Here is a 23,462-nt window from a genome sequence, read left to right as displayed (position 1 = left end):
TAAGGGGCCCCAGCTTGCAGTCTAGGTGCGGATTCTCGAATCCATCGAAGAGACGATCCGGTTGGCACGAGATCTTGCCCGCCATGCGGAAGCGCTTCGAGCCATTGCGCCAAAGCTCCGCGCGAAAGGATCGGATGCTGCGGTCGATTTGTTCCTGACCGAAGATACCGTGGCACCTGCGTCGATGCTGTCACCGTGCATACGCGGCACCATCATTCCGATGACGGACCGTGCTGCGCGGCGGTTCTGCGATCGACTGGTCGAGATGGGTGTCGCGCGGGAGCTGACCGGGCGGCCGACCTTCCGTCTCTACGGGATCGGGCCATGACAACGGCGACTCGAAAACGTAAGCCGGCGGATTGAGGGCGCCGCCGCCATTGATCGAGAACTTGAAGACCTCCCGCAAGAACTACGTTGGCGCGAATGGATGGGACGGATCGAGGCGGTGCTCTTCGCCAGTGCCTTGCCGGTCGGTCGCTAGGATCTGGGCCGCGTGGTGGGGCAGGGGGCCTCGGTCGAGATGCTGATCGAGGACATTCAGGTCGAGTTGGCCGGTCGCCCTTACGAGCTGGTCCAGGCGACCGGCCAGATCAGTTCCGACTTGATGGTCTTGAAGAACGTGTCGACCATCGAGGTGTCGTAGCAATTCCCCTTGCCGCTCATCGAGATCAGGATGCCGCGTTTTCGGAGCACGACCTGATAGTCGACAGAGCAATACTGACTGCCGCGATCGGAGTGCTGGACCAGCCCCGGCGCAGGGTCGCGGTTCGCAATGGCGCGCCGCAGAGCCTCGACGGCGAGGCTGCGCCTTAGTCGGTCACTCGTTGCCCATCCAACGACCCGCCGCGAGTGGAAGTCGAGCACGACCGCAAGGTAGAGCCAGCCCTGCGACGTCCAGATGTAGGAGATGTCGGCCCCCCACTTGCGCCCGGCTGCTCGGCTTCGAAGTCCTGACCGAGCAGGTTTGGGGCGACAGGCCAGGCGTGTTCGCTGTCCGTGGTTCGCTTGAACCGCCGCTTTTGACGGGCCACGAGGCCATTCTCCCGCATCAGCCGGGACGTTCGGTGGCGCCCGATCCGGTGGCCGTCGTAGATGAGATCCCGGTGCATCCGCGGGCTGCCATAGGTGCCGTTCGACATGGCGAAGTCCGTGCGGATATGCGCGAGATAGATGATGTCCTACCGTTGGCGTCGGCAAGCCGGACGGTCGCGCCAGGCGAAGAACCCGCTCTGGCTAACGCCCAGGACATCGCACATTCGGTGGATGGGAAAGCTGGCCTTCTCCGCTTCGATGAAGGCAAAGCTCATCGACTTGCGTCTTTCGCGAAGAACGCTGCAGCCTTTTTTAAGATATCGCGCTCCTGCTTGAGCACCGCGCTCTCCCAGCGAAGCCGCTTCAGTTCCGCCCGCAGATCGGGATCGTCCTCCAAAGGTTCGTCTGCATCTCGATCCTGCCTCACCCACCGCGTCAGCGTAGATAGGCCGATACCGAGATCGTCGGCGATCTCTCCTCGTGTACGCCCGCTTGTCAGCGCCAGTCGCACCGCTTCACGCCGAAACTCCGTCGTCGGTCGTTTCCCGTTGCACATAGAACACCTTCTGCGATACCGGGCCGATTGTCGGTGGATTCACATCCTAAGTGCAAATTCTGTATGAAAACAGAATATTGCATGGAGGTCGTCAATGGGCCGCTGCTATCCTCACCTGAGTTTCCAAGACCGGATCAAGATTGCCAAATGGCGGGATGGCAAAATGCCAGTCCCGGAAATAGCGGATCGGTATGATCGGCTCCGCGCCGCACTCAAAGATTGGGGTATGGCAGCGCGGTGTGCCGTATACTCCTTCCGCAGTGACCGACTCGATGTCTTTGGTGGCCGAGATCTGCGACAGCAGGTCCGGCAGGATCGGGCTGTCGCCTTGGTGGCTGGAGGTGAACTTGACCGCACGGATGTTCCCTGTCGCGGCGTCCATCGCCAGGTGAACCTTACGGCGCCGCCATAGCCGCCGTTGCGATTGCGGGTGACAACCTCGATCCCGGGGCGGGCCCGCAGCCAAGCCTCGACAGTGGCAGGTTCCCAATCCGGCAGCAGGTCGATAACTTGGCGCCGCTCCAGGTCACAGATCAACGTGCTATATCGCTGCCCCTTGCGTCATGTCTAGTCGTCGATGCCGATGAGGCGGAGCTCGCTGGTCGTGTCTCGAACGCTGCGCAGGAAGGTGTCCTTCCTAACCTGCAGAAGGAGCCGTCCGGCAAGTGCTTGGGCGGGGCGTCCGCCGAGAGCAAGGCCCAAATGGCGGACCAGTCTTTGCAGGCGTGACCTGCGCCGCGCATGTGGTTGCCAAGGCGATCATCACGCTGGCCAACATGGTCTACAACATGGGACGATTGCGGTGGCCGATCAGCCGAGCTGCACCCGCCTGACGCCCGATGGCTGAAAACCAACCCATCAACTCCACCTCAGTCGTGATAGCGGCCACATCAGGTCGATCTTCGGGGCCGCTGTATGCAATAAAGCGGGTTGTCGGAGGTCTCCAGCTTCGGAAACGACTGATATCTTTCGTTCTTCGAGCACTCGGTCTCGCGTGCGATACTGGTCATCCTCGCGCTGACCTTCGGGCGCAGCCTTTGGGTCTGCGGCAAGCGCTCGCTTCCCTGACAGGGGTGCGGCGCTGCCATGCGTGCCTATCAGGTCCGATGTTGCAGGTCGGGCTCTGGCGGATCTCAACCCGCACTCTTTCGCCGATCCGGCCGGCGGGCGTGTTCGTCCCGCACCGGGCCCATGGGCGTCCGGGTCAGCCTGCGGTGGGCTGCTTGGCGGATCTGGCGAGAAGCGCGTCGATCCGGGGCTCGTCGAGCACAAAGCCCAGAACCGTGTGCTTGATGAGGGCGACGCGCTGTTCGATCTCGGCCCGGGCAAGCACATCGACCTGAAAGGTGATGCCAAAGGTGTGTCGTGTGGCGACGGTGAACCAGCATTGCGACGAAACCACGAGGTACAGATCGACAGGATCGATCCCCTGCCGGAACAGCCCGGCATCGGTGCCGCAGCGGATCACGGTCCGGTAGCGTTCGACAAGCCTTTCGACCTTCAGGACGTCGCGCGCCACCTCGCGCAGATGGACGCCTCCGTTCAGGTTCTCTATCCCGACGAGAACGAGGAAATCGGGGTGTTCAATGTAGTAATTCAGCGTGAAGCAGATCATCGTGTCCAGCGCCGCGACCGGATCCTCGGGCAGATGGATCTGCGCTTCGGCCTCGCGGATCTGGCCATAGGCCCGCGCCAACACCTCGCGGTATAGCGTCTCGCGGTTGCCGAAATGGCGATAGACAAGCGACTTGTTCACCCCTGCCTCGGCCGAGATCGCTTCCATCCGCGTGCCTTCGAGCCCGTTGGCCACGAACTGGGTATGAGCGGCCTCGACGATTCGGGCACGGGTCGCCTGGCTGCGCAGCTCGTGCTGGGTAAGAGGTTTGTCCTTCGTCATCGCATCGCTCGCTTTTTAGACAGACCCTGCCATCTCGCTTCCGTCATAACGTCAAATCCACGGGGCCAAAAGATCGCAGCCCATCAGGTGCCGGCGCATTTTCCCTCGGGCAGAGATTTTTATTGACAGGTTCAGCATTCCGATTTTTACTAACTAAAACGTTATCGTTACAGGATTGGACCGTGACCGTCGATCAAAGATTTCGTGTGGCCTCCGATGTGGGCGGCACCTTTACCGACAGCATCGCCTATGATGCCGAAACCCGTTGCATTACGGTGTCGAAGGTATCGACCACCCCGGGCAACCGGGCGCTTGGCACGGCCGAGGGGCTGAAAAAGGCGCTGGCGCTGCAGGATGCGACGGGCGCGGATGTGGCCTATGTCGGGCACGGGATGACCACGGCGACCAACGCGGTGATCCAGCGCAACGGGGCAAAGACCGCCTTTCTGACGAATGAGGGGTTCCGCGACTTGCTTCAGATCGGGCGGCAGAACCGGCCGACGCTGTTCGACATCACGGTGGTGCATCCCGAGCAGCTGGTGCCGCGCGAGCTGTGCTTTACCGCGGGTGGGCGGATCGACCATCTGGGGCAGGAGCTGACGCCGCTGGACGAGGACGCGGTGCACGCAGCGGCCACGGCGATGGCGGCGGCGGGTGTCGAGAGCGTTGCGATCCTGTTTCTGCATTCTTACACGAACCCGAGACACGAGCGGCGTGCGCGCGAGATTCTCGAGGCGGCGCTGCCGGGCGTGGCGGTCTGCGCCTCGACCGACATCAATTCCGAGTTCCGCGAATACGAGCGCGCCTCGACCGCAGTGCTGAACGCCTATCTCCGTCCGGTGATGGAGACCTATCTGCGCACCCTGTCGGGTATCCTGCAGGACAGCGAGGACGGGCTGGGTCTGTCGCCCGAAAAGCCGGTCATGGTGATGGACGCAGCGGGGGGACTCATGAGCCTCGACAGCGCGCGTGAGAAGCCGGTGCACACGGTGCTGTCCGGCCCGGCGGGCGGCGTTGTCGCGGCGGCGCATGTGGCGGCAAGCGCGGGCGTCGGTGACATCATCACGATGGATATCGGCGGCACCTCGACCGATATCAGCCTGATCCGGGGCGGACGGCCCGAAATCACCCGCGCCGCTTCGCTCGAGACCGTGCCGATCCAGTTGCCGGTGATCGACATCAACGCGATCGGCGCGGGCGGTGGGTCGATCGCCTGGATCGACGAGGGCGGGGCGCTGCGCGTCGGGCCGATGAGCGCCGAGGCGGTGCCGGGGCCGGTGTGCTACGGGCGCGGCGGCGACAGGCCCACGGTGACGGATGCGAATATCGTGCTCGGGCGCTTCGACGGACGTTCGCGGCTTGGCGGCACGATGGAGATGGACGCCGCAGCCGCCGCACGGGTGATCCGGCGCGACATCGCCGAGCCTCTGGGCCTCAGCCTCGAGGAGGCGGCGGCGGGGATCCTGCGCGTCGCCCATGCCAATATCGTGCGCGGCATCCGGGTGGTGTCGGTCGAGCGCGGTTACGATCCGCGCGATTTCGCGCTGGTCCCCTTCGGCGGGGCCGGGCCGATGCATGGAAGCCCGGTGGCGCGCGAGCTGAAGATGCCCAGCGTTCTGGTGCCGCCCACGCCGGGAATTCTCTGCGCGATGGGGCAGCTGATCTCGGATCTGCGGCACGATTTCGTCGAGACCCATGTGGTGCCCTTTGGCGCCCTGGGCGAGGCGGGTGCGGCAGAGATCATCGACCGGCTGGTCGCGACCGCGCGGCGGCATCTGGACGAGGATGGCGTGCCCGCCGGCCGGCAGATCTTTGAGGTCAAGATCGACCTGCGCTACGAGGGGCAGAGTTTCGCCCTGCCGATCCATGCCGACCCCGGCACGCCCGGCTGGTGGGCCGGGCTGCCCGAGGCGTTCAACGCCGCGCATGAGGCGCGCTTCGGCCATGCCGACCCGGCCGCGCCGCTCGAGGTCGTGGGCTTCAACATCACCGGCATCGGCAAGATCGAAAAGCCGCATCTCCCGGAGGTGCCGGCGGGACAGGGCGCCGCGCCCGACGCGGCGCTGCGCGGCGAGCGGCAGGTCTATTTCGAACCCGGCGACGGCGGCGGAGAGGGCGCCTGGCACAGGGCGCGGGTCTGGTCGCGCGAGGGGCTGCTTGCGGGCAATGTGATCGACGGTCCGGCGGCCATCGAGGAAGTCTCGTCCACCACCATCCTTTACCCCGGCGACCGCGCCCGCGTACTCGCCTCCGGCTCGATCATCGTGGAGGTGGCGCAATGAGCACATTCGATCCGATCCGTCTGGAAGTGCTGCGCAACGCGCTCGAGGCGACGGCGCAGGAAATGGGCGCGGTGCTCAAGCACACAGCCTTTTCGCCCAATATCAAGGAGCGGATGGACGCCTCCTGCGCGATCTTCACCGCCGGGGCCGAGTTGGTCGCGCAGGCCGAGCATGTGCCGGTCCATCTGGGCTCGATGCTGCGCGCGGTCCGTCCGACGCTCGACCGCACCGGCGATCTGGCCGAGGGCGACGTGGCGATCGTGAGCGACCCCTATGTCGGCGGGGCGCATCTGCCCGATATCACGCTGATCGCGCCGGTGTTCATCGACGGGCGGCGGGTCGCCTATGTCGCCTCGCGTGCGCACCATTCGGATGTGGGCGGGATGGAGCCCGGCTCGATGCCGGGGCGGTCGACCGAGATCTATCAGGAGGGGCTGATCATCCCGCCGGTCCGGCTCTACCGCGACGGACAGCTACAGCCGGACATCATGGAATTCGTGCTGACCAACGTGCGCACCCCCGACGAGCGGCGCGGCGATCTGAACGCACAGCTTGCCGCGCTGCGCATCGGCGCGCGCCGGATGGCGGAGCTTGCCGAGCGCTTCGGCGCCGATCTGCTGGAAGAGGGTCTGGGCGCGATCCTGGACTACACCGAACGGCGGATGCGGGCGCGGCTTGCCGAGCTTCCGATCGGGGTCTGGACGTCGGAGGATTGTCTCGACAGCGACGGCTCGTCCGACGATCCGGTCTGGATCCGGCTGCGGGTCGAGCGCACGCAGGAGGGTCTGAGCTTTGATTTCACCGGCACCTCGCCGCAGGTGAAGGGCAATGTCAACGCGGTCGCGCCGATGTGCTGGTCGGCGATCTTCTATTCGCTCAAGCTGCTCACCGACGCGAGCCTGCCGCCGAATGCCGGCGTGCTGCGACCGATCCGCGTGCATATTCCCAAGGGCTGCTTCCTCGACGCGCAGCGCCCGGCGGCAGTTTGTGCGGGCAACACCGAGACCACGCAACGGCTTGCCGATACCGTGCTACGCGCCTTTTCGCAGATCGCGCCCGAACGGATCGCGGCGGCGTCGAACGGCACGATGAACCTGCTCGGCATCGGCGGCACCGACCCGCGCAACGGCCGCCCTTATACCTATATCGAGACCTCTGGCGGCGGCCAGGGCGGCCGACCGATGGGGCCGGGCATGTCGGGCGTCCACGCCAATATGTCGAACACGCTCAACACCCCCATCGAGTCGCTCGAGATCAGCTATCCGCTGCGCTGCCTGCGCTATGAGCTGCGCGAGGGATCGGGCGGTCAGGGGCGGAATCCGGGCGGCGACGGGCTGATCCGCGAGATCCAGATTGTCGGCCACGATGCCCGCGTGTCGCTTCAGACCGACCGGCGCCGCTTTGCCCCCTACGGGCTTCATGGCGGCAGCGCGGGGCTTTCGGGCCAGAACTGGACCACCGGCAGGGACGGCGTCCGACGGGAAGCCGCCGCGAAAGGGTCGATCACTCTGGGAGACCGGGAGACCGTCACGCTCGAGACCCCCGGCGGCGGCGGATGGGGAAAAGACGCGGCCAGTGATGCGCCTGACGACATCGCGGCCGGCTGACCGAGAACAATCCATAATCCGGGTGGAGCCAACCGCCCTCACGACCGCAACATCAATCATAGGACCAACAGGATGACGACATTCAGCAAAGACTGGGCCAAACGCGCCCGGACCGGATTGCTTGCCACAACCGCCGTGGCGCTCATGGCGGGCATGGCCCATGCCGAGACCTGGCGTTTTGCCCACAAGATGCCGGCGGACAGCCCGGAAGGCATTGTGTTCCAGTTCTTCGCCGACCGGGTCGGAGAGCTGACCGAGGGCGATGTCGAGGTACAGGTCTTCCCGTCCGAGCAGCTTGGCAAGGAGGATGCGATCCTCGAACAGCTCGAGCTGGGGACGGTGAACCTATATGCCGAAGATGCCTTCTTCCTTCAGAAATGGGTGCCGGACATCAAGTGGATCGCGCCGCATTTCCTGTTCCAGAACCGCGAGGACTGGGTCGCCTTCACCGAGACCGATCTGGTCAAGAGCTGGCTCGACGAGGTCGAGGAAATCGCCGGGGTGCGCCCGCTGGGCAATCCGGTTGCCGTGGTGCGCGGGCCCTATCGTGTCCTGATCTCGAAAAAGCCGGTCGAGACTTATGAGGATATCGCCGGACTGAAGCTGCGCATGTATCCCGACGAGCTGGCGATTTCCGTGTGGCAGCACCTTGGCGCAGATCTTCAGATGCTCTCCTGGACCGAGGTCTATCAGTCTCTTCAGTCCGGCGTCGCGGATTCGGTGACCAGCCCCGCCGCGCTTGTCGAGGCGATGAAGTTCTACGAACAGGCCCCCTATATCACCCGCACCAACGAGTTCTGGCAGGGTCTTGCCTTTGCGATGAACGCCGAAGCCTTCGACGCGCTGCCGGAAAAGGATCAGGCCGCGCTTTTGCAGGCGCATGAGGAAACCGCCGCCTATTCGCTGAAGCTGATGACAGAGAATGCCGATGCGATGCAGGGCAATCTCGAGGCCCTTGGCGTGACCTTTACCGACATGCCGCTGGAGCCGCTCTTTGCCAATATGGCCGAGTGGTATCGGCAGCTCGATGCCGCGGGCGACATGCCCGAGGGCCTGCTCGAAGCGGCGCTGCCGGCGGCGGGCAACTAGGGTCCGGCCATGATCAACGGGACCGCGACCCTGCGCGGTGGCCCGGGATGGTTCAGGGGCGTCGATCGTGTACTCGATGCGATCGCGTCCCTGTTCCAGACGGCTGCCGAGGCGATGCTGACCTTCATGCTGCTCGCCAACCTCGCCAATATCATCCTGCGCAATTTGGGCGAGCCCAGTCTGCTTTGGGTGTCGCCCTGGACCGGGGTCCTTATGGTCTGGTCCGTCTTTCTGGCCTTCTACGTGATGTACCGCCGCCACCTCGATATCGCCCTGACCATCCTGGTCGGGCGGTTCGGGCAGCGGGGCATGAAACTGTCGCGGGTGTTGACGGCCGTTGTCGGGTTGCTGGTGGTCGGGATCCTGGTGGCCGAAGCGCCGCAGATCCTTGCCCGTCAGCGCGGCACGATGGAGATCGTCGGGCTGACGCGTTACTGGCTCTCGGTCCCGCTCATCGCGTCGAGCGCCATGCTCGTCATACATTTCATCGTCGATCTGGTCGCGCTTTTTGCGGGCTGGGCCGCGCCGGTGCCCGCCGGAGACGAGGAGGCCGCGCAATGGTAGCTCTTACGATCTTCGGCATCTTCTTCGTGCTCATGCTGCTGGGCGTGCCCGTGGTGGTGGCCCTGGCCGCCGGAACGCTGGCCGGATTCTGGCAGATCGGGCTCGCCGAGAGCCTGCGGATTCTCTATACCTTCCCGCTCAATATCCTCGAAGGGGTCAACACGCCCGCGCTGACGGCGGTGCCCTTCTTTATCCTTGCCGGGCATCTCATGTCCGCGATCGGGCTGACCGACCGGATCTTCACGCTTGCCAACACGCTGGTCGGGCACATGAAGGCCGGGCTTGCGCAGGTCAACGTGATGACCTCCCTCCTGTTCGGAGGGGTCACCGGATCGGCCATCGCGGATGTCGCCGGGATCGGCAACCTGGTCATCGCGCAGATGGAAAAGCACGGCTACCCGCGTGCCTTTTCCGCCGCGCTGACCTGTGCCAGTTCGGTGATCGGTCCAACGATGTGGCCGTCGGTGCCGCTGCTCATCTACGCCTTCTCGGCGCAGGTGTCGGTCGAGCGGATGTTCCTTGCCGGCATCGGGCCTGGCATCGTGCTTGTCGTCACGCTGATGATCTACAACCGGTCGGTGGCCAACCGGTTCGACGTGCCGGTGATGCCGCGCCCGAAACTTGCCGTCATCGGGTCGGAACTCAGCCGCTCGGGCTGGGCGCTGCTGGCGCCGGTGATCATCATCGGGTCGGTCACCACGGGTGTCGCCACGCCGGTCGAGGCCGGGGTCATCGCCTGTACCTATACGCTGATCCTCGGCCTCGCCTATCGGACGCTTGCCTTCTCGCGGCTCCGGCGCGCGGTGGGCGAGACGGTGATCCTCTTCGGGTCGATCCTGATGATCATCGGGGTCAGCCATGCCATGGGCTTTGTGCTGACCTACGACCGGGTGCCCCAGCGCGTCGCCGAGGCGGTTCTGACGGTGACCGAGAACAAGCATGTCTTCCTGTTCCTCGTCATCATCTTCTTTCTGCTGCTGGGCATGATCCTCGAGAACATCCCGGCGATGATCATCCTCATCCCGATCATGCTGCCGCTTGTGGATCACTTCGGCATCGACCGGGTGCATTTCGGGCTGATCATGGTCTACGGGCTGCTCATCGGCATCGTGACCCCGCCGGTCGGCGTTGCCCTCTTCATCGTCACACGTATCGCGGACATTTCGTTCGAGCGGGTCTGCTGGGCCGCGCTGCCCTTTCTCGTGCCGCTGATCGTCGTGCTTTTCATCATCACCTATGCGCCGGGGATCGTGCTGTTCATCCCCGACGTGCTTCTGGGAGGCTGACCCATGCCCCAAGCTGAAACACCGGAACCCGCCCGCGGGGCGCTGCGGATCGCCGCGGATATCGGCGGAACCTTTACCGATGTCGCGCTGATCCGGGGCGACGGCACCATCGCCACGCGCAAGGTCGCCTCGACCCCCGACGATTACGCGCGCGGCGTGGCCGAGGGGATCCTGGAACTGGTCGCGGTCGAGACGCTGGCGCCCGAGGAGATCGGCGAGGTCATGCATGCCTGCACCGTCGCGACCAACGCAATCCTCGAAGGCAAGGGCGCGCGCACCGCGCTGATCACAACCGAGGGCTTTCGCGACGTGCTCGAGATGCGGCGCATCCGGGTGCCGAAGCTTTACGATCCGCTTTACGAAAAGCCCCCGGCGCTGTCGCCGCGCAAGTGGCGCTTTGAGGTCGAGGAGCGGATGGATTTCCGGGGCGCGGTCCTGACGCCGCTGTCCGAGGCGAGCGTTCTGGCGGCGATCGAGGCGATCCGGGCGGCGGGCGTCGATGCGGTCGCGGTCTGTCTGCTTCATGCCTATGCGAACCCGGCGCATGAGCGGCGGATCGGCGAGTTGCTGGCCGAGCATCTGCCGGGGGTCTATGTGTCGCTGTCGGTCGACGTGCTGCCCGAGATCCGGGAATACGAACGAACCTCGACCACGGTCATCAATTCCTTTGTCGGCCCGCCGGTGAAAACCTATCTCAACGCGCTGCGGGACAGGCTGGCCGAGGCCGGACTGCCGTCCGATTTCTTCATGATGCATTCCGCCGGGGGCATCGTCGACGCGCGCACCGTCATGGCCAAGCCGGCGCAGATCGTGGAATGCGGACCGGCAGCGGGCGTTATCGGGGCGCGGGCGGTGATGCTCGATGTCGGGCACGGCGATGCCATCGCTTTCGACATGGGCGGCACCACCGCCAAGGCCTCGCTCATCGAGGGGGGGCAGCTTCTGCGCGCCGACGATTACGAGGTGGGCGGGGGGATTTCGCTGTCCTCGAAGCTGGCCAAGGGCGGCGGCTATGCGCTGAAGCTGCCGGTGATCGACATTTCCGAGGTCGGCGCGGGCGGCGGTTCCATCGTCTGGCGCGACCGGGCCGGTGCGCTCAAGGTCGGCCCGATGAGCGCGGGCGCCGCGCCCGGGCCCGCCTGCTACGGCACCGGCGGCACCGAGCCCACGGTGACGGATGCGAACATGGTTCTGGGGTTTCTCAACCCCGAGGCGCTTGCCGGCGGGGCGGTGCCGGTGGACCCGGAGCTAAGCCGTGCGGCGCTGTCGCGGGTGGTGGCGGAGCCGATGGGCATCGGTCTCGACGAAGCCGCGCACGGGGTGCATGAGCTGGTCTCGACCGTCATGATGCGGGCGGTGAAGTCGGTGACGACATTCCGGGGCCGCGACCCGCGCGATTTCGCCATGATCGCCTTTGGGGGCAATGGCGGCATACATTCGGTCTCGCTCGCCCGCGCCCTTGGCGTGACCGAAGTGATCGTGCCGCCCGGCGCGGGGGTGCTGTCGGCGCTTGGCCTGCTTTATGCGGATATCGAGACATCGGCAGCCTCCGCCCTGCTGGCCCGGATCGATGCAGTCAGCGCCGAGGCGGTGGCCAACGGTCTGACCGCGCTCGAGAATCAGGTGCTGCACGAACTGTCGCGGGGCAGGGATGCGGTCGAGCTGATCCACGAGGCCGACCTGCGCTACAAGGGGCAGGCCTTCGAGCTTACCCTGCCGCTTGACGAGGGGCGCGACCTGACGCCCGAGGCGGTTGCGCGGCTGCGGGAGGCGTTCGAGCTTGCCCACGAGCGGGCCTATGGCTACCGGCTCGCGGATACGCCGGTCGAATTCGTGAGCCTTCGGGTGACCGCCCAGGTGCCCAAGGGATCGGGGGCGCTGCCGGAATATCGCAAGGTCGCGCCCGCGCCGGAGCGCAGGCGCCAGGTCTATTTCGGGCCGCAATGGGGTCGGATCGAGACTGCGATCATCGACCGCGCGGCGCTTGCCGCCGGTCCGCGCCAGGGTCCGGCGATCATCGAGGAATACGAGGGTACGACCATCGTGCCGCCGGATTGCTCGGCCCGGATCGACGGCAAGGGCAACATCATCCTGACCCTGCCCGCCGCCACGGCCGCGGGCGCATTGGAGGCCGCCGAATGAGAAAGATCGACCCTATCCGGCTCGAGGTGATGAAGAACGCCTTCGATTCCATCGCCGACGAGATGGCGCTCATGCTCATGCGGGCGGCGCATTCGCCGATTGTGCGCGACAGCATGGATTACTCGACCGCGATCTGCGACGCAAAGGGGCAGACGCTGGCGCAGGGTGTCACCACGCCGATGCATCTGGGCAGCTTCTACGATGCCATGCAGCATTTGATGGAGCGCTATGCGGGCAACATCCACCCCGGCGATGTCTTTATCGGCAACGATCCCTACGCGGCGGCGGGGCAGCATCTGCCCGATATCTACATCATCGAACCGATCTTTCACGAGGCACGGATCGTCGGCTGGACCACGACGCTCGCCCACCATGCCGATGTGGGGGGCATCGTCCCCGGATCGAACGCTCTGGGCGCGCGGGAGATCTATCAGGAGGGGCTGCGGCTGCCGTTCCTCAAGCTCTACGACAAGGGGCAGTTCAACGCGGCGGTCTGGGAAATCATCGGGCTCAACGTCCGGGTGCCCGACATGGTGCAGGGCGACCTGCGGGCACAGATGGCGGCAAGCCGCGCGGGGCGGCGGTCCTTTGCGGATCTGATCACCCGCTACGGGGTGGACGAGGTGCTGGCCTGCGCCGAGGAACTGCATGACTACGCCGAGCGGCTGGGCCGGGCCGAGATCCGGGATCTGCCCAACGGCACCTATCACTTCACCGACCATATGGACGGGCTGGGCGCCGATCCGGTGCCGATCGTGATCCAGATCGCGCTGACCATTGCGGACGAGAGCATCACGGTGGATTTCGCGGGATCCTCGCCCCAGGTCGAAGGCGGGGTGAACACGCCGCTGCCCTTCACCAAGGCATCGGTCTATACCGCGCTGCGTTCGATCATGCTGTCGGACATTCCGAACTGCCACGGCTTCGAGCGTGTGGTCACGGTGACCGCGCCCAAGGGCACGGTGGTGAACTCGGTCCATCCGGCGCCCTGCGGCGCGCGGGGGATCACCGGCTACCGGGTCATTGACGGCATGTTCGGCGCGCTGGCGCAGGCCTTGCCGGACCGGGTGACGGCGGATGGCATGGGCGGGTCGAGCGTGCCCACCTTCGCGGGCTATATCGACGGAAAACCCTTTGTCTTTACCGAGACGGTGATGGGCACCTGGGGCGCGTCCTCGGCCCATGACGGGCAGGTCGGCGTGCCGCATATGGGCGCCAATCAGGCCAATGTGCCGGTCGAGATGATCGAGGCCTCCTATCCGCTGCGCATCCGCCGCTACGGCGTCGTGCCCGACACCGGTGGTGCGGGGCGGTTCCGGGGTGGCAATGCCTTTATCCGGGAATACGAATACACCGGCGAGGAAGAGGGCGTGCTGTCGCTGCGGTCGGACAAGCGCGATCACCCTCCGCACGGGCTTTTCCATGGCGAAGCGGGCTCGGGGCCGGTGAGCATTCTGATCCGCGACGGGGTCGAGACCGAGCTTCCGGTGCTGGTGACCGAGCCCTACCACCTACGTAAGGGCGACGTATTCCGCCATATCTCGCCCTCGGGCGGCGGTTACGGCCCGGCCTCGGAGCGGGCCGAGGACCGGGTGCGGGCGGATCTCGAGGCGGGGCTGATCAGCGATCGTGTGGCGCGCGAGGTCTATGGCCTATCCGGGTAGGCCGCGCAGATAGGCCGCGAGCGAGCGTCTTGCGAAACACCGCGCAGCGGTTCTCCGTCCTATCTTGGAGCTTGAGAAGAAGGGCGCGCCTATCAGCGCAGCGATTGGCGATGCTGCCTGGGAACCGGGTTTGGCGAAGAGCCACACCTGGTCGCTCTACCGGGGACTGAGAGAGAACGATGTGTGCGCCGCGGGGGCCGTCGCGGGCCGAAGCGGATCGTTCTCGGGGTTTATGTCACTTTCGACGAGCCGTCTGTCTTGTCGATCGCACGGTGTCGCGGCCACTGCGTGCGGCGGAAATCGATATACGTTCCGGGGACAGTGGAAGAGCTGGTTTGGCTGACGGCCGGCATCCCGAAACCGATCCACGTCGACAACGCGCAGGAGTTCCACAGCGATGCCTTCAGAACGGCCTGTGAAGATTGGGGTATAGCGGTCGAGTATCGTCCGCTTGGGCGCGCCGGGAGCACACTCTTCGTCATGGGCGCTTTGCGTGGTCGATGACCTGCCAAACCTGCGGTCAGGCCCTCGTCGCCAGGTATCCGGCACTTCTGACATGTGCGGCCTGTGGATATATTGGAATTAAGGCTACAGAAACGCCCCAAAACGCTCCGAATCCGCAGGTTCTGATTGATTGGGATACAGGGACGGCATCGCACCAGCATCATGTCGGTGGCCCTCGTCGCTGACCACGAACCGGCGCATGTTGCCCAAGGGTCTCACGCAGGAGCCGCGAAACGGCGGGCGGATCGACCAAGCAAAAATAGTCCGTTGGCGCGGATAAATAGCTTGGCCGAAGCTCTTGACGGATGTGGGCCCTTTGCCCAAGTCCTGACCCTAGAGCTGAATCCGTCCGTTCTTTAGGCAATGGCAATGGATTTGGGCAGAGCCGGTTGGGTGCGGCTTGCGCGACGAAATTGGATGGGCTAGCGATAGGGCGTGACCGACCTGCCAGGATCCATTGCATCGCAATGGGCATACAATGGAAATTCATATGAAATCGACGGATGCGCCGGTCACACTCGGCTTCCTTTTTTCTGATACAGGCGCGACCTCGGTCATCGAGCGGGCGCAGAGACTTGCGGCGACGCTCGCCATCGAGGAAATCAACCAGAACGGCGGCATTCTCGGTCGTGAGGTGCGGATTGCCGGGCGCGACCCCGGATCCGATCCGGTGCGCTTTCGCGCCGAAGCCCGCCGACTGCTGACCGAGGAGCATGTCGAAGCGCTGTTCGGCTGCTACATGTCCTCGACCCGCAAACCTGTGCTGCGTGAGGTCGAGGCGCATCGTTCGATGCTGTTCTATCCGACCCATTACGAGGGGTTCGAATATGCTCCGGGCTGCATCTATTCCGGCGCAGCCCCGAACCAGAATGCCCGCTGGCTGGCGGATTACATGACCGAAACCTACGGCCACCGGTATTTTTTCGTCGGCTCGAATTATGTTTTCCCCTACGAGCTGAACCGGATCATGCGCGATCTGTTGTCGAACCGGAATGCCGAGGTGGTGGACGAGGTCTACATTCCGGTTGATCCCACCGACGAGGATATCGACCGAGTGATCTCGCGGATCCAGGAACGGACCCGCGACAGCGGGCCGGTGATCATCTTTTCGACAATCGTCGGGCGCGGCGCGGTGATGTTCTATCAGGCTTATCACCGGGCCGGTTTCGACCGCTCGGTCTGTCCCATCGGATCGGTCACCACCGGCGAGCCGGAAATGAAGGTGATCGGCAAGGAGGCCTCGATCGGCAACGTCAAGGCGGCCCCCTATTTCAAGGTGATCAAAAGCGAAGCGAATGCGCGTTTCGTGTCGGCCTATCTGGATCGCTACGGGCCGGATATTCCGCTTTGCGCGGAATCCGAGGCCGCCTATTTCCAGGTCAAGCTGTTTGCCGAGGCGGTGCGTCGGGTGCAGAGTTTCGACCGGGACGAGTTGATCTCGGTGCTGCCGACCTTTTCGCTCGAGGCACCGCAGGGGCCGGTGCGGGTGGACGAGATCACCCATCACACCTCGCTTTGGCCGCGGGTTGCCGTGGTGCGCGAGGATGGCGAGTTCGAGATCGTCCGCGAAGCCCCGGCGCCGGTCGCCCCGGCGCCCTATCTGGTCGAGCTGGACGATCCGATTGTCGTCAGCGCGGGCCAGCTCCGGGGCAGTACTCTCTGATGGCACGGGTTCGCCTGAAGGATCTCAGGGGGCTGAAAGTCGTGGTGGTTCACCCGCCGGATTCAGACGGAATGATGATGCGCGAACAGCTGATGCGGATCGGCTGCCGGACGGACCTGATCTGGCCGGTGCCGCGCAGCCTGCCCGCCAGGGTCGATGTGGTGTTCGCCGGGCTGTTCTTCGACAGTCAGGAGGAGATCAAGGCCATGCTGCGCCGCGCGGAAAAGCCGGGGCCGACGATCATCGGCGTGGTCGATTACGAGAACCCCGCGATGCTGGAGCTGCTGCTTGATATTCGCGCCATGGCCGCCGCGTCGAAACCGGTGAACAGCTTCGGGATGCTGACCAATCTGGTCGTGGCACGGGCCACCTGGCGCGAACAGCAGGAAACGCAGGAGAAGATCGTCAAGCTCGAGAAGAAGCTGATCGGCCAGAAGGTGATCTCGAAAGCGAAGTCGATTCTGATGGATATGCACGGCATGTCCGAGCTGGATGCGCATAAAATGATCAGACAACAGGCAATGGGCAAGCGAACTTCTATCGAAGAGATGGCCCAGGCGATCATCAACGCCAATGACCTCTTGTCAGCCAAACCCGAAGACGTATAGTCGAATCACCTTTTGGCCAATGACGTTCGAAAGGTCAGTCGGTTCATCGCCCGCGTTCCTGTTGTGTCCGGGCGGATTGACGAAGCGGGTGGCGCAGTGTCGCGCCATGGGGTCTGGCTAGTCCGGATCACCGGCCATGCAAGGGCGTGGTTACCGTAGGCATAGATGCCGCCTATCTGCGTTCGTAGAACGCATTCTGGTTCGGGCCGCTTTGGCGTTTTCCGTTCCTGTTCCCACAAACCATCGGTCACATTTCACTGCCCGCATGCCTGTGCGGGTCAAGATCAACCTATAGCGATAGAGGGCTTCATGAGCCTCGACAGGGTGCCTGAGCGCGCACCCGTGACCGGCGCCGTGGCGTCGGACCGGGAGATGTGCGTCTTTTCGACGATATTGGGTTCGGCAGCGGATGCCGAGTTTCACGAGGAAATTCATCGGCTTGAGCATGATCATGCCGTGGACCACCTGCGGCTGGCCAAGACCGATCTTTCGCGTCGGCGGCTGCGGGCCGTCACCGAGGCCGGGCGCGAGATCGCGATTGCCCTGCCGCGCCACGAGCATCTGTTCGACGGGGCGGTGCTGGAATTCGGCGCCGGGTCGGCGCTGGTGGTGCGGGTCGAGGCCGAGCGGTGGCTGCGGCTGCGCCCCACCGACGCCCCACGCGCGCTGAAGCTGGGCTATTTCTGCGGCAACCTGCATTGGCGGGTGCAATTCGACGGCGAGGATATTCTCGTGGCGGTCGAAACCGAGGAGAAGACCTATCTCGACCGGCTGGGCCCGACCCTTGAGGCGGGTGAGGCTCTCCTGATCGCCGAGCCGCACGCGGCACACCCGCATCCGCAACCCGCCGGACACCCGAAGGCATGAGCCAGCCGCTGTCCCTTTTGCGGATGCTGCAATGCGCCGACAGCGCCTTTCCCTCGGGCGCCTTCGCGTTTTCCTCGGGGCTGGAGCAACTGGCCCTCGACGGGCAGGTGCGGGATGCCGCCGATGTGCGGCAGGCTCTCGAAGACCAGATCTTTCCGCGCTGGGTCTCGTTCGACCGGGTGTTCCTGCGTCAGGCCCATGGCGCGGCGGACAGCCCCGAGGCGCTTTTGGCGCTGGATCTGCAATGCCATCTGCAATCCGGCGCCGACCGGCTGGCCCAGGCCTCGCGCCGGGTCGGGCGGTCGTTGCTGTCGGTGCACGGGCGGATCGGCACGCCCCATGTCGCGGCCTATCGCGCGGCGCTGGCCCGGGCCGGGCGGGGCGACAGCGGCGGCTATGAGCCCGTGGTGCAGGGGGCCATCGGCGCCGGGCTGGGCCTGAGCCCCGCCGAAACCGAGACCGGGGCGCTGCACGCGGTGGTCATGGCCTTTCTGTCGGCGGCGGTGCGGCTGGGCCGCGCCGGGGCCATCGAAACCCAGGCTCTGCTGGCCGCTCTGCTGCCGGCCATGGCCCGGGCGCTGGACGCGCCGGTTGCCGCCCGCGCCGGGGCCTTTTCCCCGCTTGCCGAAATCGCTGCGCAACGCCGCGCCGAAACCCACGCCAATCTTTTTGCGACCTGAGAACCGAGGCTCCGAATGCTCCTGACGCCCACAGAACTTGAACGGCTGACCATCTTTACCGCGGCAGAGCTTGCGCGCCGGCGCCGCGCCGGCGGGCTGCGGCTGAACGCGCCCGAGGCGGTCGCCCTGATCTCGGACGAGATCCTCGAGGGCGCGCGTTATGGCAGGAGCGTGGCGGAGCTGATCGGCGAAGGTTCGACGATCCTGACATACGACGATGTGATGCCCGGCGTCTCCGATCTGCTGCCGATGATCCAGGTCGAGGCGGTGTTTCCCGACGGTACCAAGCTGGTGACCGTACACGACCCGATCCGGCCCGGCCCGTCGGGCGCGCAGAGCCCGGTGGGCATCCCCGGCGAGATCCGCGCCGCCGAGGGCGAGATTGTGCTGAATGCCGGTCGCGAGACCTGCCAGCTTACGGTCAGGAACACCGGCGACCGGCCGGTGCAGGTCGGCTCGCATTACCATTTCTTCGAGACCAACAAGGCGCTGGAGTTCGACCGCGAGGCGGCGTTCGGCTTTCGGCTGGACATCCCGGCGGGCACCGCCGTGCGCTTTGAGCCGGGCCAGGAAAAGGCGGTGACGCTTTGCGGGTTCGGCGGGCGCAAGCACCTGACCGGGCTGAACAACCTGACGCAGGGTCAGACCGACGCGGCGGGCAGGGCGGCGGCGCTCGACCGCGCCCGCGCGGCCGGTTTCAAGGGGGCCTGAGCGATGGCGACGATGACCCGCGCGGAATATGCCGCCATGTTCGGCCCCACCACCGGCGATCTGGTGCGGCTGGGCGATACCGAGCTCTGGGCCGAGATCGAGCACGATTTCACCACCTATGGCGATGAATGCCTGCACGGCGGCGGCAAGACGCTGCGCGACGGGCTGGGCATGGCCGTGGGCGTGACCTCGGCGCAGGGCGCTCTGGACATGCTGATCTGCAATGTCGTGGTAATCGACGCGGTGGCCGGGATCGTGAAGGGCGATATCGGCATCAAGGACGGCAAGATCGTCGCCATCGGCAAGGCCGGCAATCCCGATGTGATGGAGGGGGTCGATCCGCGGCTGATCGTGGGCGCGGGCACCACCGTGCGCGACGCCGAGGGCATGATCGCCACGGCGGGCGCCATCGACGTGCATGTGCATTTCGACAGCGCTCAACTGGTCGAGCACGCGATTTCCTCGGGCATCACCACGATGCTTGGCGGATCGTTGGGGCCGATCACCGTGGGCATCGATTCCGGCGGCGTGTTCAACACCGGCAAGATGCTTCAGGCGGCGGAACACTGGCCGATGAATTTCGGCTTTCTGGGGCGCGGCAACGCGCACCGACCCGAGGCGATGCACGAGCAGATCGAGAACGGCTGCCTTGGGCTCAAGATCCACGAGGACTGGGGCGCCATGCCCGCTGCCATCGACGCCTGCCTCAGCGTCGCCGACGCGCTGGATTTCCAGGTTCAGCTTCATACCGACACGCTGAACGAAAGCGGCTTTGTCGAGGATACGCTGGCCGCCATCGCCGGGCGCTGCATCCACATGTACCACACCGAGGGTGCGGGCGGCGGGCACGCGCCCGATATCATCCGCGTGGCCGGGGTGGCGCATTGCCTGCCCTCCTCGACCAACCCGACCAACCCGTTCACCGTCAACACCTTCGACGAACATCTCGACATGACGATGGTGTGCCACCACCTCAACCCGCGGGTGCCCGAGGATGTGGCCTTTGCCGAAAGCCGTATCCGCGCCCAAACCATCGCCGCCGAGGATGTGCTGCACGACATCGGCGCGATCTCGATGCTGGGCTCGGACAGCCAGGGCATGGGGCGCATTCACGAGGTGATCGCGCGGACCTGGCAACTGGCGTCGAAGATGCGGGTGCAGCGCGGCCGCCTTCCGGACGAGACCGCGCGCAAGGGCGATAACCTGCGCATCAAGCGCTATATCGCGAAATACACCCTCAACGCCGCCCGCTGCTTTGGCATCGAGGATCATGTCGGGTCGATCGAACCGGGCAAGATGGCCGATATCGTGCTGTGGCGCCCCGGCTATTTCGGCATCAAGCCCGAGCTGGTGGTGAAGGGCGGCTTCATCGCCTGGGGCGCGATGGGCGACAGCGCCGCGTCGCTGATGACCTGCGAGCCGCTGATCATGCGCCCGCAATGGGGCGCCTTCGGCAAGGCGGCCCCGGCGCTTGGCGCCTGTTTCGTGAACCCGCGCGCGATCGACGGCGGGCTTTCGGACCGGCTGGGCCTGAGCAAGCCGCTGCTGCCCGCCTCGGGCTGCCGTGAGCTGCGCAAGTCCGACATGCTGCTGAACGACGCCTGCCCCGACATCACCGTGGACCCGGCCAGTTTCGAGGTCTTCGTCGATGGCGAGCTTGCCACCTGCGAGCCCGCCACGGAACTCCCCCTTGCACAAAGGTACATGCTGCGATGAACCGTCCCCTTTCCGCTTCGGATCTTTCACGTCCCGGCCCCGCCCGGATCGGCATCGGCGGCCCTGTCGGCTCTGGCAAGACGGCGCTGATCGAGGCGCTGATGCCGCTGTTTCGCAAGCGGGGGATCGAGGTGGCGGTGGTTACCAACGATCTGGTCACCAAGGAGGACGCAAGACGGCTTCAAGCCAGCGGCCTGATCGACCCCGAGCGGGTGCTGGCCGTCGAGGCAGGCGCCTGTCCGCATACGGTGATCCGCGAGGATCCGACACTGAACATCGCCGCCGCCGAGGATCTCGAGACGCGCTATCCCGAGCTCGACCTGATTATCATCGAAAGCGGCGGGGACAATCTAGCCTCGACCTTCTCGCTCGATCTGGTCGACTGGTGGATGTTCGTGATCGACGTGGGGCAGGGCGACGACATCCCGCGCAAGCGCGGCCCGGGCATCCTGCAAAGCGATCTGCTGGTGCTGAACAAGCTGGATCTTGCGCCGCATGTCTTTGTCGACGGTCCCGCCACGCTGGCCGAGGCAGAGGCCGTGCGCGCCGGTCGCCCGGTGATCGGCACGGTCTGCAAGGGTCCGGCGCAACAGGGGCTCGACGCGGTGGCGGATAGGATCGAGCGCGATCTGCTGTTCCGGGACGTGCCCGCGTGAACATGGCACCGGGCATATCCCTTGCCCCCCAGGTGGCGGCGCGGCTGGCCTTTTCGGTCTCGGCCGGGCGCAGCTATCTTGCGCGGCAGTTCACGCCGCATCCGTTCCACATCACCCGGCCCTATCACGATCCTGGCGATCCGGCGGGGATGGCGACGCTCTATCTGCAAAGCTCGTCGGGCGGGATCTATGGCGGCGACGATCTGGGCCTGTCGGTCACGCTCGACCCCGGCGCGCAGGTGCATCTGACCACCCAGGCCTCGACGGTTGTGCACGATGCCCGTGGCGGCCCCGCCGCCCGGCAAGAGGTGCGGCTGGAGGTCGGTGCCGGCGGCTGGCTGGAATATTGCCCCGACCCGGCGATCCTCATGGCCGGTGCCGCGCTGGACAACCGCGTGTCCGCCACGCTGGCCGAGGGCGCCGTGCTGATCCTCAGCGATGCCCAGCTTTGTCACGATCCGGCGGGTGCCGGGCGCGGGTTTGACCGGCTCGACAGCGAGTTGCGGATCGCGGGGCCCGAGGGTGCGCGGCTGATCGACCGGTTCGACCTGCGCGGCACGGACTGGACCGCCCGAACCGGAGGCTACGGCTGCTCGGGGCTGACGCTGGTCGCCGGCGGGGCCGCGCAGGCCGGTCCGGCGATGATCGCCGCGCTCGACGCGCGGCCCGATGTCTATGCCGGGCTGTCGCTGCTTGGCGATCGCGACCTCGCGATTGTCCGCTTTCTCACCCGCGACGGCGTGTCGCTCAGCCATGCCCTGCGCGAAAGCTGGGCCGCCGCGCGCCGCGCGCTGAGCGGCCGGGCCCCGCCTCCGCGTCGCAAATGACCGCCGTTCTTTTCAACACCGTCCAACGCACAGCCACAGGAGAAGTCCCATGTACCACGGAGATGTGACCAGCAGCAACGACACGGTCGGCGTAGCCGTCGTCAACTACAAGATGCCGCGCCTGCACACGCGGGCGGAGGTGATCGAGAACTGCCACAAGATCGCCGAGATGGTGAAGGGCATGAAAAAGGGCCTACCGGGCATGGATCTGGTGATCTTCCCCGAATATTCGAGCCACGGCATCATGTATGACGAGACGGAGATGTACGAGACCGCCTCGCAGATCCCCGGCGAGGAGACCGAGATCTTTGCCGCCGCTTGCCGCGAGGCCGATACCTGGGGCGTGTTCTCGCTGACCGGCGAGCGTCACGAGGAGCACCCGAACAAGGCGCCTTACAACACGCTCATCCTGATGAACAACAAGGGTGAGATTGTACAGAAATACCGCAAGATCATGCCCTGGGTGCCGATCGAGGGCTGGTATCCCGGCAACTGCACCTATGTCAGCGAAGGGCCCAAGGGGCTCAAGGTGTCGCTGATCATTTGCGACGACGGCAACTATCCCGAGATCTGGCGCGATTGCGCGATGAAGGGGGCCGAGCTGATCGTGCGCTGCCAGGGCTATATGTACCCGGCCAAGGATCAGCAGATCACCATGGCCAAGGCGATGGCCTGGGCCAATAACTGCTATGTGGCGGTGGCCAACGCTACCGGGTTCGACGGGGTCTATTCCTATTTCGGACATTCGTCGATCTGCGGCTTCGACGGCCGCACCCTGGGCGAATGCGGCACCGAGGAGATGGGCATCCAGTATGCGCAACTGTCGGTGTCGATGATCCGCGACGCGCGCCGGACCATGCAGTCGAACAACCATCTCTTCAAGCTCGTGCACCGTGGCTACACCGGAATGATCAATTCCGGCGACGGCGACAAGGGCGCCGTCGAGATGCCCTATGAGTTCTACCGCAAGTGGGTCGAGGATCCCGAAGGCACCCGCGAGATGGTCGAGGCGATGACCCGCAGCACTGTGGGCGTCGCGGAAAGCCCGATCGACGGCATCCCGAACGACGGCGACCGCACGCAGCACCGCTGAGCCAGACCCGGCACCGGT

18 protein-coding genes and 5 pseudogenes are annotated in these 23,462 nt (G+C 65.4%); 19 read left to right on the top strand and 4 right to left on the bottom strand.

What is annotated here, in order from left to right; translation table 11 throughout:
• Positions 1 to 25 precede the first annotated feature (25 nt).
• Together M4578_RS15740 and M4578_RS15735 are read left to right on the top strand one after the other, a co-directional pair.
• The gene (locus tag M4578_RS15740; protein ID WP_258094239.1) at positions 26 to 328 is read left to right on the top strand and encodes a DUF1403 family protein; all 303 of its coding nucleotides are present in this window, start codon (positions 26 to 28) and stop codon (positions 326 to 328) included.
• A gap of 30 nt (positions 329 to 358) precedes the next feature.
• Positions 359 to 586 (top strand): annotated as a pseudogene (locus M4578_RS15735) (SMC-Scp complex subunit ScpB); the annotation flags it as partial.
• Here M4578_RS15735 and M4578_RS15730 read toward each other — a convergent pair.
• Positions 574 to 1,588: pseudogene (locus tag M4578_RS15730) on the bottom strand (IS3 family transposase); the annotation flags it as partial. The pseudogenes M4578_RS15735 and M4578_RS15730 sit on opposite strands and share 13 nt — an antisense overlap.
• 94 nt (positions 1,589 to 1,682) lie before the next feature.
• On the opposite strand from M4578_RS15730, the pseudogene M4578_RS25805 reads away from it, so the two are divergent.
• A pseudogene (locus M4578_RS25805) lies at positions 1,683 to 1,787 on the top strand (helix-turn-helix domain-containing protein); the annotation flags it as partial.
• Here M4578_RS25805 and M4578_RS15725 read toward each other — a convergent pair.
• From M4578_RS15725 to M4578_RS15720, 3 genes and pseudogenes are all read right to left on the bottom strand, one after another.
• Positions 1,770 to 2,021 (bottom strand): annotated as a pseudogene (locus M4578_RS15725) (transposase); the annotation flags it as partial. The pseudogenes M4578_RS25805 and M4578_RS15725 overlap by 18 nt on opposite strands.
• Positions 1,988 to 2,338, bottom strand: a pseudogene (locus M4578_RS25800) (ISL3 family transposase); the annotation flags it as partial. The pseudogenes M4578_RS25800 and M4578_RS15725, both read right to left, overlap by 34 nt.
• Positions 2,339 to 2,792: 454 nt before the next feature.
• Positions 2,793 to 3,485 carry a TetR/AcrR family transcriptional regulator gene (locus tag M4578_RS15720; protein ID WP_258094238.1) on the bottom strand — a complete coding sequence of 231 codons (693 nt, stop codon included), beginning with the start codon at positions 3,483 to 3,485 and terminating at the stop codon, positions 2,793 to 2,795.
• A 182-nt stretch (positions 3,486 to 3,667) separates the two neighbouring features.
• On the opposite strand from M4578_RS15720, the gene M4578_RS15715 reads away from it, so the two are divergent.
• From M4578_RS15715 to M4578_RS15640, 16 genes are all read left to right on the top strand, one after another.
• Positions 3,668 to 5,767: a hydantoinase/oxoprolinase family protein gene (locus M4578_RS15715; RefSeq protein ID WP_258094237.1), complete on the top strand. Its 2,100-nt coding sequence runs from the start codon at positions 3,668 to 3,670 to the stop codon at positions 5,765 to 5,767.
• Entirely contained in the window at positions 5,764 to 7,374 is a 1,611-nt protein-coding gene (locus M4578_RS15710; protein ID WP_258094236.1) for a hydantoinase B/oxoprolinase family protein, read from the top strand. Before M4578_RS15715 ends, M4578_RS15710 begins: the two co-directional genes overlap by 4 nt.
• Positions 7,375 to 7,446: 72 nt before the next feature.
• Entirely contained in the window at positions 7,447 to 8,463 is a 1,017-nt protein-coding gene (locus M4578_RS15705) for a TRAP transporter substrate-binding protein (RefSeq protein WP_258094235.1), read from the top strand.
• A gap of 9 nt (positions 8,464 to 8,472) precedes the next feature.
• Positions 8,473 to 9,027: a TRAP transporter small permease gene (locus M4578_RS15700; RefSeq protein WP_258094234.1), complete on the top strand. Its 555-nt coding sequence runs from the start codon at positions 8,473 to 8,475 to the stop codon at positions 9,025 to 9,027.
• Entirely contained in the window at positions 9,021 to 10,313 is a 1,293-nt protein-coding gene (locus M4578_RS15695) for a TRAP transporter large permease (RefSeq protein ID WP_258094233.1), read from the top strand. Before M4578_RS15700 ends, M4578_RS15695 begins: the two co-directional genes overlap by 7 nt.
• A 3-nt stretch (positions 10,314 to 10,316) precedes the next feature.
• A complete protein-coding gene (locus M4578_RS15690) occupies positions 10,317 to 12,455 on the top strand; it encodes a hydantoinase/oxoprolinase family protein (RefSeq protein WP_258094232.1) in 2,139 nt (712 codons plus the stop codon).
• Positions 12,452 to 14,119 carry a hydantoinase B/oxoprolinase family protein gene (locus M4578_RS15685; protein ID WP_258094231.1) on the top strand — a complete coding sequence of 556 codons (1,668 nt, stop codon included), beginning with the start codon at positions 12,452 to 12,454 and terminating at the stop codon, positions 14,117 to 14,119. Before M4578_RS15690 ends, M4578_RS15685 begins: the two co-directional genes overlap by 4 nt.
• 994 nt (positions 14,120 to 15,113) lie before the next feature.
• Positions 15,114 to 16,286, top strand: a complete 1,173-nt coding sequence (locus M4578_RS15680) for a transporter substrate-binding domain-containing protein (RefSeq protein ID WP_258094230.1) — start codon at positions 15,114 to 15,116, stop codon at positions 16,284 to 16,286.
• Positions 16,286 to 16,894, top strand: a complete 609-nt coding sequence (locus M4578_RS15675; protein WP_258094229.1) for an ANTAR domain-containing response regulator — start codon at positions 16,286 to 16,288, stop codon at positions 16,892 to 16,894. Before M4578_RS15680 ends, M4578_RS15675 begins: the two co-directional genes overlap by 1 nt.
• 309 nt (positions 16,895 to 17,203) lie before the next feature.
• Positions 17,204 to 17,761 carry an urease accessory protein UreE gene (ureE, locus tag M4578_RS15670; protein WP_338054566.1) on the top strand — a complete coding sequence of 186 codons (558 nt, stop codon included), beginning with the start codon at positions 17,204 to 17,206 and terminating at the stop codon, positions 17,759 to 17,761.
• Complete coding sequence (locus M4578_RS15665; RefSeq protein WP_258094228.1) at positions 17,758 to 18,441, top strand: urease accessory protein UreF; 684 nt, start codon at positions 17,758 to 17,760, stop codon at positions 18,439 to 18,441. Before ureE ends, M4578_RS15665 begins: the two co-directional genes overlap by 4 nt.
• A gap of 15 nt (positions 18,442 to 18,456) precedes the next feature.
• Positions 18,457 to 19,152, top strand: a complete 696-nt coding sequence (locus M4578_RS15660) for an urease subunit beta (protein WP_258094227.1) — start codon at positions 18,457 to 18,459, stop codon at positions 19,150 to 19,152.
• A 3-nt stretch (positions 19,153 to 19,155) separates the two neighbouring features.
• Positions 19,156 to 20,868 (top strand): urease subunit alpha, encoded by a 1,713-nt coding sequence (gene ureC, locus M4578_RS15655; protein WP_258094226.1) that lies wholly within the window; start codon positions 19,156 to 19,158, stop codon positions 20,866 to 20,868.
• The gene (ureG, locus tag M4578_RS15650; protein WP_258094225.1) at positions 20,865 to 21,524 is read left to right on the top strand and encodes an urease accessory protein UreG; all 660 of its coding nucleotides are present in this window, start codon (positions 20,865 to 20,867) and stop codon (positions 21,522 to 21,524) included. The genes ureC and ureG overlap by 4 nt, the downstream gene beginning before the upstream one ends.
• A gap of 2 nt (positions 21,525 to 21,526) precedes the next feature.
• Complete coding sequence (locus tag M4578_RS15645) at positions 21,527 to 22,351, top strand: urease accessory protein UreD (protein WP_258094248.1); 825 nt, start codon at positions 21,527 to 21,529, stop codon at positions 22,349 to 22,351.
• Positions 22,352 to 22,400: 49 nt separating this feature from the next.
• Entirely contained in the window at positions 22,401 to 23,444 is a 1,044-nt protein-coding gene (locus M4578_RS15640) for an aliphatic amidase (protein WP_258094224.1), read from the top strand.
• Positions 23,445 to 23,462 lie beyond the last annotated feature (18 nt).

The organism is Salipiger pentaromativorans, assembly GCF_024721115.1.
In the GTDB taxonomy this organism is placed as follows: Bacteria; Pseudomonadota; Alphaproteobacteria; order Rhodobacterales; family Rhodobacteraceae; genus Salipiger; species Salipiger pentaromativorans.
Note: the sequence above shows the minus strand (reverse complement) of the source record. Positions and strands in the feature narration are given on the sequence as shown.